This is a genomic window from Pallidibacillus thermolactis, assembly GCF_025660415.1.
Classification (GTDB): Bacteria; Bacillota; Bacilli; order Bacillales; family Caldibacillaceae; genus Pallidibacillus; species Pallidibacillus thermolactis.
This window is the reverse complement of sequence record NZ_JAOUSE010000035.1, coordinates 1-13,987: the sequence shown is the minus strand read 5'-3', so window position 1 is coordinate 13,987 and position 13,987 is coordinate 1. Positions and strand designations below refer to the sequence as shown.

The 13,987-nt window shown below is 32.7% G+C and carries 11 protein-coding genes; 10 read left to right on the top strand and 1 reads right to left on the bottom strand.

The window, feature by feature from the left end; all coding sequences use genetic code 11:
- Positions 1–12 precede the first annotated feature (12 nt).
- The 9 genes from asnB to OEV82_RS11050 all read left to right on the top strand — a co-directional run bounded on the left by asnB (position 13) and on the right by OEV82_RS11050 (position 12,719).
- Positions 13–1,863: an asparagine synthase (glutamine-hydrolyzing) gene (gene asnB, locus OEV82_RS11090; protein ID WP_263061917.1), complete on the top strand. Its 1,851-nt coding sequence runs from the start codon at positions 13–15 to the stop codon at positions 1,861–1,863.
- 61 nt (positions 1,864–1,924) lie between these two features.
- Positions 1,925–3,190, top strand: a complete 1,266-nt coding sequence (locus OEV82_RS11085) for an ammonium transporter (protein ID WP_173658139.1) — start codon at positions 1,925–1,927, stop codon at positions 3,188–3,190.
- Positions 3,191–3,376: 186 nt separating this feature from the next.
- A complete protein-coding gene (locus OEV82_RS11080; protein ID WP_263061916.1) occupies positions 3,377–4,429 on the top strand; it encodes a carbamoyl phosphate synthase small subunit in 1,053 nt (350 codons plus the stop codon).
- A gap of 70 nt (positions 4,430–4,499) precedes the next feature.
- Positions 4,500–5,492 (top strand): DUF294 nucleotidyltransferase-like domain-containing protein, encoded by a 993-nt coding sequence (locus OEV82_RS11075; protein ID WP_263061915.1) that lies wholly within the window; start codon positions 4,500–4,502, stop codon positions 5,490–5,492.
- The gene (locus OEV82_RS11070; protein WP_033829735.1) at positions 5,482–6,216 is read left to right on the top strand and encodes an exonuclease domain-containing protein; all 735 of its coding nucleotides are present in this window, start codon (positions 5,482–5,484) and stop codon (positions 6,214–6,216) included. The genes OEV82_RS11075 and OEV82_RS11070 overlap by 11 nt, the downstream gene beginning before the upstream one ends.
- 623 nt (positions 6,217–6,839) lie before the next feature.
- Entirely contained in the window at positions 6,840–8,795 is a 1,956-nt protein-coding gene (locus OEV82_RS11065) for an LTA synthase family protein (protein WP_263061914.1), read from the top strand.
- 313 nt (positions 8,796–9,108) lie between these two features.
- Positions 9,109–11,055 carry an LTA synthase family protein gene (locus tag OEV82_RS11060; RefSeq protein WP_263061913.1) on the top strand — a complete coding sequence of 649 codons (1,947 nt, stop codon included), beginning with the start codon at positions 9,109–9,111 and terminating at the stop codon, positions 11,053–11,055.
- 101 nt (positions 11,056–11,156) lie between these two features.
- On the top strand, positions 11,157–11,915 hold the full coding sequence (locus OEV82_RS11055; protein ID WP_263061912.1) for a GNAT family N-acetyltransferase: 759 nt from the start codon (positions 11,157–11,159) through the stop codon (positions 11,913–11,915).
- Positions 11,916–11,936: 21 nt separating this feature from the next.
- The gene (locus OEV82_RS11050) at positions 11,937–12,719 is read left to right on the top strand and encodes an SDR family NAD(P)-dependent oxidoreductase (protein WP_263061911.1); all 783 of its coding nucleotides are present in this window, start codon (positions 11,937–11,939) and stop codon (positions 12,717–12,719) included.
- Between the two features lie 87 nt (positions 12,720–12,806).
- Here OEV82_RS11050 and OEV82_RS11045 read toward each other — a convergent pair whose 3' ends face one another.
- Complete coding sequence (locus OEV82_RS11045) at positions 12,807–13,052, bottom strand: type II secretion system protein (RefSeq protein ID WP_263061910.1); 246 nt, start codon at positions 13,050–13,052, stop codon at positions 12,807–12,809.
- Positions 13,053–13,230: 178 nt separating this feature from the next.
- Between OEV82_RS11045 and OEV82_RS11040 the strand changes: the two genes are divergently transcribed.
- Positions 13,231–13,848, top strand: coding sequence for a YitT family protein (locus OEV82_RS11040; protein ID WP_263061909.1), 618 nt, complete (start codon positions 13,231–13,233; stop codon positions 13,846–13,848).
- Positions 13,849–13,987: the final 139 nt, after the last annotated feature.

The following is a 13,987-nucleotide window of genomic DNA, read 5'->3' as shown; positions in this document are numbered from 1 at the left end:
AGGTGTTGTTCTGTGTGTGGAATTACCGGATGGGTAGATTGGAATATGGATTTAACCCAATATGTACCTGTAATGAAAAAAATGACAGCAAGCTTGTCTAAACGAGGTCCTGATGCATTAAAGGTTTGGGGCTCACATAACATTCTCCTTGGTCATGCCCGACTTGTCGTAGTTGACCCTAAAGGCGGTTTGCAGCCAATGGTAAAAGTAAAAAATGGAAAAAAATATCACATTATATATAATGGTGAACTTTATAATACGGAAGACTTGCGTAAAGAACTATTAAAAAGAGGATATTCCTTTAATTCCTATTCAGATACAGAAGTGTTATTAACCACATATCTGGAATGGAAAGAGGAATGTGTAAAGTATTTAAATGGAATTTTTGCCTTTGCAATTTGGGATGAAGAGAAGGAAGAATTGTTTATGGCACGGGATCGCCTGGGTGTTAAGCCACTTTTTTATAGTGAAAACAATGGATCACTTATTTTTGCCTCAGAAATTAAGGCAATATTAGCACATCCACAAAGAAAGGCGGAAATAGAGAGGGAAGGACTTCAGGAACTATTCGGCTTAGGTCCTTCTCGGACGCCGGGTCACGGTATTTTTCGTGGAATAAATGAAATTCGACCCGCATATGCAGCTATATTTAATCGTAATGGTTTTAAGAAATGGCGTTATTGGCAAGTGGAAAGTCATCAACATCAACATAGCTTAAACGATACCATTAAACAAGTTTCGAACCTTGTAAAGGATGCCATCGAACGTCAATTGGTTGCTGATGTACCTGTTTGTACCTTTTTATCTGGAGGAGTAGATTCCAGTGCCATTAGTGCGATTACCTCAGCTTATTTTAAAAAAGAGGGCAGAGGACCACTCCATACGTATTCAATTGATTATGAACAAAATCAACAGTATTTTAAATCCAGTTTATTTCAACCTGAGGAAGATACTCCTTGGATTTCCAAAATGGGGGAATACTTGAAAACGAATCATCATGCACTTGTGATTAATCATGAGATATTAGTCGATTACTTGGATAAGGCTGTATTCGTTAGAGATTTACCTGGAATGGCAGATGTCGATGCTTCACTATTATGGTTTTGTGAGCAAATAAAAGAAAATTTTACAGTTAGCTTATCGGGTGAATGTGCAGATGAGATCTTTGGCGGCTATCCGTGGTTTTATCGCGACGATCTATTGAATGCCGATGGTTTTCCTTGGATGACATCTGCTAAAAACAGACAGGATTTATTACGAGCGCATTGGCAAGAGAAATTGAAACTAAACGAATATGTCTTAGAAAGATACAACGAAACAATTGCTGAAGTTCCAAAACTAGAAGGAGAAACTGTATCTGAGTCACGTCGTCGCGAAATGTTTTATTTAAATATGATTTGGTTTATGCCAACCTTATTAGAACGAAAGGATCGCATGAGTATGGGAGCAAGCTTGGAAGTTCGTGTTCCATTTGCCGATCATCGAATTGTTGAATATGCTTGGAATATTCCTTGGAATTGGAAAATGCTGAATGGGCGCGAGAAAGGCTTATTAAGAAAGTCATTAGAAGGAATCCTTCCGAATGATGTTTTATATCGAAAAAAAAGCCCCTATCCAAAAACCCATCATCCACTTTATATAGAACTTGTGAAGAAAAAGTTAAAAAACATACTCGAAAAAAAATCCTCACCAATTTTAGAACTAATATCAAAACAAAAAATACAAGAACTGATCGATTCAAATGGTGCTTCTTTTAAAAAACCGTGGTTTGGTCAGTTGATGACAGGCCCACAACTTTTGGCACATATTTCCCAAATCAATACATGGCTTGAACAATTTAATATTAATATTTTAGACCACTAGGTGTGAACCAGAGGATGATCCTCTGTCACAATAAACATTAAATAGAAAGAGGAGGAAAAAGATGGAGGAAGTATTTTACTTAAACAGTATTTGGATTATTCTAGGTGCATTTTTAGTCATTTTCATGCAAGCAGGCTTCATTCTATTAGAAACCGGTTCGACAAGGATGAAAAATGCAGGGCATATTGCTGGAAAAACCGTGTTTTCTTTCGGTATTGTTGCACTTACATTTTGGGCTGTTGGTTATGGTTTTATCTTCGGAGAAAATAGCAATTTCTTTGTAGGATTATCAGATTTCTTCTTCTCAGGAGAGGAAGCAGAAAACAGCGATTATTCATCTACAGCATTCTTTTTATTTCAATTAGCCTTTGCAGGGATTTCTTTAGCCGTTGCTTCTGGCGGATTTGCTGAACGAGCAAAACTTTCCGTTTATTTAATATTTGCCGTATTATTTTCTATATTTGTATATCCAGTAATTGCTCATTGGATTTGGGGAGATGGTTGGTTAGCTGAGCATGGCAAACAAGATTTTGCGGGATCTACAGTTGTCCATTTAACAGGTGCAATGGCAGCCCTAGCAGCTACTATATTATTAAAACCAAGAATTGGAAAATATAATGCCAATGGTACTAGTAATAATTTAAGTGGCCACAATCAAGTTTATACAGCGCTAGGTGTCTTTATTCTATTTGTAGGATGGTTTGGATTTAATGCAGGTAGTACGCTAGTAGTAGATGATGCATTTTTCGCTTTTGTAGCAATAAATACTACACTAGCAGCAGCTTCAGGTTCAATTGGTGCATTACTTATATCATGGTTTGTTTTAGGCAAATCTGATGTACCGACTATTTTAAATGGAACATTGGCTGGTCTTGTTGCTATTACAGCTTCTTGTGCCTTTGTTGAAACATGGGCAGCAGTTTTGATTGGATTTATTGCAGGAATTACAGTTTTCTATAGTGCTAGATTTTTTGATAAATATAAAATTGACGATCCAATCTATGCTTTATCTGTACATGGTGTTGCAGGTGTTTGGGGTACTTTATCTACAGGTTTTTTTGCTACACCAAAATTAGCAACAGTAGGTCAAGCCGGACTCTTTTATGGTGGTGGCTTCACACAGCTTGGAGTTCAAGCAATGGGGGTAGTTGTTTCAGCAGCCTATGCCTTTGTTGTATCTTACATTTTATTACTTATTATTAAAATGGTTTTAAAAGGACTTCGTGTATCGGAAGAAGAAGAGGTGATCGGATTAGATTTAACTGAACATGGATCCTATGGATATCCAGAAGCGTTAGGTGAAAAAAATTCTAAATCAGCGATATAATACGCTGACACTAGACTGGTTTATATAAAAATATTTTAATGTTTTGACAAAGTTCGGAATTTGGTTAAGTGGTAGATTATATTAAATCCCCTATGCCAATCTTCAATCGTGTAACCATTATCCAGCAGGAAAATGGTTACATTTTTTCTGAAAAATTTTTATTCTTAAAATATAGGTGGGATAATTATGAAACCAGGATATTTAATTCTGGAAACTGGAGAAATCTTTAAAGGAAAGATAATAGGAAATAAAAATGTACCCGTTTTTGGAGAAGTCGTGTTTAACACAAGTATGACAGGATACCAAGAAATAATGACTGATCCTTCATATGCAGGTCAAATTGTTGTATTCACTTATCCTTTAGTGGGGAATTATGGAATTGATGAAAAGTTTAGTGAGAGTTTGCAAGTTCATGCCAATGCAATAGTTGTAAAAGAATTAGAAATGCAATCCAATCCATTAGCTAAGACTAATTCCCTATTAAGTATGATTGAAAAATTTAATTTGCCTTGTTTAATTGATGTTGATACTAGACAATTAGTAAGAAGCATTAGAGAAAAAGGGACTGTTCAGGGGATAATCTCTGATCGTTTAACAACCCCATTATATTTTCAAAAAAACGTTAATCTATTAAATAAAGTAACAACAAAATCAGTTACTACTTATGAAAAAAAAGGTCCACATATCCTATTACTTGACTTTGGTTATAAAAAGTCTATATTGGACTATTTATTAGATGTAAAAAAATGTAAAGTAACAGTAGTACCATATTTTTATCCAATAGAAAAAATACATGAATTAAAACCAGATGGAGTAGTAATTAGTAATGGGCCAGGTAATCCAATGACTGCTCGTGACCAATTTGAAAAAATTAGACAAATAACAGAGGTTTACCCAACATTAGGAATTTGTCTTGGTCATCAATTAATTGCATTAGCATACGGATTAAAAACTAAAAAACTTTTATTTGGTCATCGAGGTGGTAATCATCCAGTAAAAGATTTGGAAACAGATAAAGTATATATGACTTCTCAAAATCACGGATATGTAGTAGAAGATTTTTCAATAAATGAATCAGAATTTGAAATGGCGTTTATTAACGTGAATGATGGGACAATTGAAGGCTTACGCCATAAAAGAAAACCAATAATTACAGTACAATTTCATCCAGAAGGACATCCTGGTCCACTTGATACAGAATTTGTTTTCGATCATTTTCTACAATCTTTAATCTATTAAACATTAGTTTTGATCTAGCGATGGGCCAATTGATTTTATATTCTACATTCCTAGTTAAGGGTGTGTTATTATGCGAGAAGCATTTACATCTTATCAATCGATAAAAAGGTGGTATGACAAGAATTATACTTGTTATTTAGAAAGTATTGATAAGTTACAATCGTTTCACGAAATGGTCTTAAAATCCGTATTCGCAATAACATTGAAAGATATGATAAAACAATATGGCCCACCACCTTGCGAATTTTCTTGGTTTGTTATGGGAAGTGCAGGAAGGTGTGAACAAGCAGTAGTTAGTGATCAAGATCATGGAATCATTTATAAAGAACAGGGGACAACTCAAATTACGTATTTTTTAACATTTGGTAAGAAACTTATGCAAGCATTGGCATACATTGGTTTTCCGATTTGTGATGGGAATGTAATGAGCTCAAACCCAATATGGTGTCGATCTGAAAAAGAATGGGAAGCTCAAATTAACCATTGGATCCAAGAGAACTCTTGGCAATCTTTAAGATATATATTAATTTTTATGGATGCAAGAGTTGTAGTTGGTGATAAAAAGCAGCTAGCAACTTTAAAAAAACTTGTCTATCAGATGATTGAACAACAACCATCTATTTTAGAAAGATTACTAGAGAATACAAAATTTAAAATAGACGCTATAGGAATTGTTAACCAATTTTTACCTATCACAACTGGTCCCTATAGTGGATGTATTAATATAAAATTAACTGCTTTATTTCCTTATGTTAACGCAATTCGTTTATTAGCTATCATTGAAAAAATCGAAGCGACTTCCACGCTATCTCGAATGGAAGCTCTTGGTTTATATGATCAGTATAAAGTGATGATGGAAACACATATTGACAACTTCAAAAAATTAATGCAAATGAGAATTTCTAAAAAGGAAATAACACATTATGAAGATACACATTATCTCAATATTAAAAGCCTTACTAAATTAGAGAAAAAGAAGCTTAAACAGATATTTAAAGATTTAAAAGTACTTCAAAAGTATACAAAATTGAGAGTGCAAGAGGTCGTGAGTAATGAAAAATAATCCTTTGTATCATTTTTTTAATCAATTTCGAGGAAAAATCTCCTCCAGTATTTATATACCTTTTTTGGGTAAGGCCGATCGGAACCACCTTGCTTTGTTAAGGAATCTAGAAAAAGAAATGGAAGTAGATAAATGTTTAGATGTACCTTTAAATAAATTAAATGTTGTCATCTTTGATTTTGAAACTACAGGATTTTATCCAGAAAAAGGTGATTCAATTCTCTCAATTGGAGCTATAAAAATTATAAATGGACAAATGGATACTAATAAAACTTTTTATTCATTAGTATATAATGAAAGAAGACTGCCTGATGAGATTAAACAATTAACCGGAATAGACGAATCTGAATTGCTGTCTGCCCCACCAATAGCGGACGTATTAATCCAGTTTTATCAATTTGTTCAAAACGCCCCACTGGTTGCTCATCATGCGAACCACGAAAAAAAATTTCTACAGCATGCAAATTGGAAAACTTTTAAAAAAATGTATTCCCATCGAATTATTGATACATCACTTGTGTTTAATATTGCTAATCCAGATAAAAGTATTGTCAGTCTAGATGATTATTGTGCTATTTGTGATATACAAGTTCAAAATCGCCATCATGCATTAGGGGACGCAATCACACTGGCCAAGTTATGGCAGATTTATATTCAAAAACTAAAATTAATAGGATGTACTACGTTAAAGGATGTATATGAACAACTCGCAATGAATAACTAATCTATGAGTAAGTTTTTATAATTTTTCCACTTTTTTAGATTTTTCCTCTCTAGGTATAACTTCAATCAGCATTACAAAACATGAAAGGGATAACCACATGACTTTGTTCTTACATAATCCATTCGAACTATCCTATGTTTTGTAAAAGCTTTCACATATAAGAATTAGTAAATTTTTAACAACTAGACAGATCTTCATTAGAATTATTAGGTATATTTGATCGATTTGGGTTTTAATGGTAAGTACATTATTACTGCATTTAAATATTTATATCCGTTTCTTACTAATAGGATGAAATATTGGCAAGTGTAGAAAGTTTTTTAAGATTATATTTACAACAGGTCATTTTCAGCGAATCATATGAACACGAATCTGAAAATATTTATTTTAGTGAAACATTTTACAGGGATGTACGTCTATAAATATAGAAGAGACATGTCTTTGAATTTTTAAAAAATTAAAACTTGACTTTTTTCAGACAATTGTATCATAATTGTTGGCAGAAAAATGTTTACATAAACGAAATAAATCGTTTACAATATAACAAATTAATATTGGATCGATCCTGTGTAATTTATTTTTTTGGAAATATAAATTATTTATATTTAAAGGATGGAACTTGTATGAACCTACAAAGTGTAGTAAGGCAAAAATTGAATCGAAATTTTTTAAACTTTTATTTATTTACTGTGTTTTTGCTCTGGATGAAAACATATTTTACCCAAATTACCCAATTTGATTTAGGTGTAGAAGGGGTTTTCCAACATTTCTTATTATTTATAAACCCACTAGGATCTGCCTTACTATTTTTGGGGTTTGCATTTTTAATGAAAGGTCGTAAAAAATATATATTTATCATCATAATCTATACTTTGATGACAACGCTTTTATATGCCAATGTCGTCTATTATCGTTATTTTGACGATTTTTTAACATTGCCAAATTTATCTAATACAAATAATTTTGGTAATCTAGGTGGTAGTGTACAGGCCTTATTAGAACCGACTGATATTTTTTACTTTTTTGATATATTGTTCATTATTCTTTTACTTATTTTGAAAAAGTTTAAATTAGATCAAACACCCATTAAAAGAAGTCAAGCAATCGCTATATTATCTTTCGGGTTAGGAATATTTTGTTTGAATTTGGGCTTAGCGGAATCCGATCGACCTCAATTATTAACACGAGGTTTTGACAGAAACTATATTGTGAAATATTTAGGAATATATAATTATCAAATTTACGATGCGTATCAAACAACGAAAGCAAATGCACAAAGGGCTTTTGCAGATAGCAATGATGCAGTTGAGATTGTAAACTATTCAAAATCGATACATGCTGAGCCCAACCCAAGGTATTTTGGTGTAGCAGAAGGAAAAAATGTCATATATATTCACTTAGAATCCATCCAGGAATTTCTTATTGATTTTGAATTGAATGGAGAAGAAGTAACGCCATTTTTGAATCGGATGAAAAAGGATCCGAACACGATATATTTTGAAAACTTTTTCCATCAAACAGCCCAAGGAAAAACTTCTGATGCCGAATATATGATTGAAAATTCGTTTTATGGACTACCACAGGGTTCTGCCTTTATTACAAGAGGGAGAAATACGTACCATGCTGCACCAGCCATTTTAAAAGATTATGGCTATACTTCAGCAGTATTTCACGGAAATGGAGGAAGTTTCTGGAACCGAAACGAAATATACAAATCTTTTGGCTACGATTATTTCTTTGATGCTAAATACTTCGAAATAGCAGATGATGATCGTGCTGAATACGGCTTAATGGATAAACCATTTTTCGAGCAATCAGAACCATTTTTAAGCTCTTTACCTCAACCTTTTTACGCTAAATTTATTACCATAACTAATCATTATCCATTTCCGTTGAATGAAAAATTGGCATCGATTGAAAAGCCGAATACCGGTAACAATGTTGTCGATGGTTATTTTCAAACAGCTCGCTATGCCGATGAAGCATTAGAACAGTTTTTTCAATATTTAGATGAAATGAACCTGTTAGAAAACACAGTTATTATTATGTATGGTGATCACCATGCACTGAGTGAAAAATATTATGACGAGTTATCAGATTTACTAGATCAAGAAATAGGACCGGTAGAAAGTGCTGGTTTACAAAGAGTTCCTTTATTTATATATGTACCTGGCATAGAAGGTGAAATTAATTCCACATACGGTGGCCAAATTGATTTATTACCAACTTTACTTCATCTACTTGGAATTGATACAAAAGAGTTTGTTCATTTTGGTACAGATTTGTTATCAGAACAACACCTTGAACTTGTACCATTTAGAAATGGAGATTTTGTAAGTCCAAAAATTTATTCTGTAAATGATAATTTTTACGATATTAATACAGGGAATAAAATAACCGAAGATCATGTCCTTTATGAAGAGGCAATTGAATTAAAGGAGAAGACAGAATTTACACTTCAACTTTCCGATCAATTAGTTAATGGTGATTTATTAAGGTTTTACACACCTCCAGAATTCACTCCTGTTGACCGATCAAAATTGGACTATTCTGTACCAAATAATAAAAACGGATATTAAAATTCTATTTGGACAGTCCTTTGCTTATATAAATTCGTAACTTCCTTATCATAAAGGTATTAAACTATTAATTTATTAGTGATTGATTCATACTTTACCTAGATAAACTTGACAAAATATAAAAAAAAAGTATAGTAATATACTTGTACGATGGCAATTCAATTAACTTTCAAATTTGTAATTTATTATCTATGTAAACCTATGTTAATATAGTTTTTATAGAATATTAATTTAATAGGTGAAATATTAATTTCTGCGTAAAACATTGAATTTATGTGGAATAATATTAATCGAAGCAGAAAGAGGTGCACCAATGTTAAACTCACTAAATAAAGATATTGGTTTTCTAAACAAATTTATTGGGTTTTACTTTTTATCAGTCATTATTTTATGGTTAAAAACATATGTAACGCAATTGACGGTGTTTAATCTCGGTGTTGAAGGAACTTTCCAACATTTTTTATTATTTATTAACCCGTTAGGTTCGGCCTTATTATTTCTAGGACTATCCTTTTTCGCAAAAGATCGGAGAAAATATATATGGTTAATGATTATTTATACATTCATGTCGATCTGGTTATATGCAAATGTGATGTATTACCGTTTCTTTAATGATTTCATTACACTTCCGACAATTTTCCAAACACAAAACTTTGGTGATTTAGGTGGAAGTGTTGCTTCATTATTCCAAGTTACAGATGTTTTATTCTTTGTTGATTGGATCGTTTTAATTGCTTTATTAGCTTTTAAAGTCATTAAGGTAGATAAAACGGTTCAACCTCGTAAAAAGGCAATTGCGATTTTAACATTATCTTTAGGAATGATGTGTTTAAACTTAGGTCTTGCAGAATCTGATCGACCTGAATTGTTAACACGAGGCTTTGATCGAAACTATATTGTGAAATATTTAGGAATGTATAATTTTACAATTTATGATGCTGTAGAAAGTACAAAAGCGGCTTCACAACGAGTACTTGCGGATAGCAGTGATGTAACAGAAATTATTAACTATACACAATCCAATTATGCTGCACCGAATGAAGAATATTTTGGAATTGCAGAAGGAAGAAATGTCGTCTATCTTCACTTAGAATCCATTCAAACATTTTTAATGGACTATCATTTAAATGGGGAAGAAGTAATGCCATTTTTAAATTCTTTGGCTAAAGATGAAGACACTATCTATTTTGATAATTTCTTCCATCAAACTGCTCAAGGTAAAACAGCGGATTCTGAATTTATAATCGAAAATTCATTATTCGGTTTACCACAAGGTGCTGCTTTTATTACAAAAGGACGTAATACGTATCATGCAGCTCCAGCTATTTTAAAAGATCATGGATACACTTCAGCAGTTTTACATGGTAACGGTGGAAGTTTCTGGAACCGTAATGAAATATATAAATCGTTCGGTTTTGACCATTTCTTTGATTTAACTTATTATGATGTAGAATCTGATGAAGACTTGGCAGAATATGGTTTAATGGATAAGCCGTTTTATAAGCAATCCGTCGACCATTTAAAATCTTTACAACAACCTTTTTACACAAAATTAATACCAGTTACACACCATTATCCATTTGAACTAGATGAAGAATTAGCTACAATTGGAAAAGCAGACACGGGTGATCGTACTGTAGATAATTATTTTCAAACTGCACGTTATGCTGATGAAGCACTTGAACAATTATTCAACGATCTAAAAGAAGCCGGGCTATATGATAATACGATCTTTATTTTATATGGAGATCACTACGGAATATCACAAAATCATAATCGTGCGATGTCAGAAATTATTGGTAAAGAGGTTGGAAGTTTTGAAAGTGCAGGCTTACAACGCGTTCCTTTATTAATTCACATTCCAGGTGCAGATATGGAAGGTGGCGTGAATCACACATATGGTGGACAGATTGATTTATTGCCAACGCTTTTACATTTATTAGGTGTTGATTCAAAACCATTTGTACATTTTGGTCAAGATTTACTATCTAAAGACCATAATCAAGTTACTGTGTTCCGTAATGGTGATTATGTAAGCCCAGAAATTTTTGCAGTTGAAGGAAAATACTTTGATACAGAAACTGGATTACCAATTGAAGATGAAGAAAAGTTAAAAATAGCAAAAGAATTAAAAGATGAAGTGGAATATAAGCTAATGTTATCTGATAAAACGGTTAATGGTGACTTATTAAGATTCTATACTCCTGAAGGTTTTACACCTGTTGACCGTAATCAGTATGACTATAGTAAAAGCGAATAAATGAATAAAACAACAAGGGTTGTCCTACAATTTGCAGTAATTGTTTGTTGGGCAACCCTTATTTTATTACAAAAAATATGATTTATATAGAAGGGATAAATATGAACATTTCATTTGACAATGTACATAAATTCGGTAAGATCCTTTTTGAAACCCAATTATTTAAACATTATCATTTTCCTGACATGTTAAATTATTATAGTGAGAATTTTGTAGCCTTTAAACAAATGCCATCAATTCATGAATTTGAATCGACATCCAGTTATTTAAGGGAATTCCATAAGAAAAATGGACAAAACCACCTCATGTTTATCTTACCAGAGAATAAATCTTTAAATCATGAATTTCAAAAATATTTAAATTTGAATGAATATGATTATAGTTACAATGAACTATATTTCATTCAACCGGAAGATTTTCCTAAGTTTACAAAAAATCCGGATATTGTGGTAGAAAACGTCAAGTCAGAGACAATGGATACATTTTTACAACTACAATTCAATATTGATTTAAAATTTGGTGTTGATTTTGCTAAAGGTAAACAAGCGATTTATAAAACAAATTTTAACAATAAGAATTGGAAGCAAGTGATCGCCTATTATAAAGGGATTCCTGCAGGTACACTTGATTTAATTATTAGCGATACAACCGTTGAAATTGATAATTTTGTTGTATTAGAACATTTCCAAAGAAGAGGGATTGGAACACATATGCAGAAGTATGTTATGGAACAATTTCCAAATCATGTTGTCATATTAGTGGCTGAAGGTGAAGGAACAGCAAGGAAGATGTATATAAAGCAAAATTACAAGTGTGTTGGTTACCAATACGAAATACTGAAAATTATGGATGATTTCTAACCGTGAAAGGATGTTGTATAAGTGGAATTAGGGTTAAAAGGAAAAGTGGCATTTATAACTGGTGGAAGTAAAGGAATTGGTTTTGTTACAGCACTCACACTTGTAAAAGAGGGGGCAGATGTGGCTATTTGTGCAAGAAATATTAACAGCTTACAAACTGCAGCAGCCGCTATAAAAAAGGAAACAGGGCGACAAATTTTAACCATCGTTGCAGATGTGACAATAGAAGAGGATTGTAAGAAAGCTGTAGAAGTAACGGTTAACCATTTTGGTAAGTTAAATATTTTAATTAATAATGCCGGGACCTCATCTGCCAACCCTTTTGACAAAGTAGATACAAATTTATGGAAATATGATCTGGATTTAAAATTATTCGCTGCCATTCATTGTTCTCGTTATGCAGTACCATATATGCGAAAAGAGGGTGGGGGATCCATCGTAAATATAACTGCTGCTTTAGCGAAAACACCTGGTGCTTCAACACTCCCCACTAGTGTGAGTCGTTCAGCAGGAATGGCACTTACGAAGGCAATGAGTAAAGATTTAGGGAAAGATAACATTCGTGTGAATACAGTTTGTATCGGTTTAGTTCGTAGTGATCAAATTGAGAAAAAATGGCAAAAAGAATGTCCGGAATTAACATGGGAGGCCTTTTCAAATAAAGTTGGGCGAAATATACCTTTAGGGCGTATTGGAGAAACACAAGAAGCTGCTAACGTTATAACATTTCTCGTTTCTGATGCTGCAAGCTATGTTACAGGTACAGCTGTCAATATTGATGGAGGAAGTGCATCGGCATTATAAATCTTCTTATTGAAACATAGAAAATGATAATCTTGAAAAAGAAGATTTTTTATGGCTGTATCAATCACATACAGCCATAAAGTATGATTAAATATGAATATCTTTAGGATCAGATTCTTCAGTATAGTCCTTCTTTTTCATTTTTTCTAATTCTAATCGAAGTTTTTCCGTTTCTAGTAAATAATTTTGTTGTTTAATGCGTTCTAATTCCAATTGATCTCTAATTATTTCCGCTTGAATTTTTTTCGATTTTCTAAGATGACTTGTCAAAATTCCAGCTAAAGGGATCGAGAAAATCAGCACAACGGCTATTAGTTCAATTAAAGTCCCCATATGATAAACCTCCGAATTTTTAATATTAAATATATTTTATCATCTAGATTAAAATACCCCAACAAATAACTACATGATCATAAACTTTTGTTCATTTTCATAAAATGGACAAGAAGGGATAGAGGGAGGTAAAAATATGAGTGTATTTATAATGCTTACAAAAGGAAAAATGGTATAAATGAGTAAGGGATTTATACAAATAATCTTGCTCATTTTTGGTGCCATCATCCAAGGTATGGCAATGGCACAATTTTTATTTCCTCATAATATCCCTTCAGGTGGTGGCGCGGGAATTGCGATCTTGCTTCATCACTTTCTCCATTTACCTCTTGGGTTTTCCTTATGGTTATCGAATGCAGTCTTTTTAATTTTTGCATTGAATTTTTTTGGCCTTACATGGACACTTAAAACGATTTTTGCTGTAGCACTAACTGCAATTACTGTTAACTTCATAACAGATGCCTTTTTGTTTTACCATATCCATATTTTTGCAGATATCGTTTTGGGGGGGATTTTTTATGGAATCGGAGTTGGAATTTTAATTCGAGTTGGTGCTTCTAGTGGAGGTATGGTCATTCCAGCTTTAATGATTGCAAGATTCAGAAACTGGCATCCAGGTACCGTTATTCTTTGGATAAATGGGCTCATATTTCTTTTTACATCAGTAGCAATCGATTTTAAAATAATTCTGTTTGCATTTGTCTGTCAAATGATTTCTACAAGGGTTATCGACTTTATTTACTTTATACATATACCCCGACCATTGTATAGTTCAATATTATGGCGTAAAAAATAAGATCCTAATTAAGGATCTTTCAGACTGTCGACAAACCCCAACTCAAATGCTTCATTTGAGTTGGGATTTGTCTTTTTTTGCTCATCATTTTCTAAGATTCTTATCTTATTTAGGCTGGACATGGTCTTTTCCATGTCCA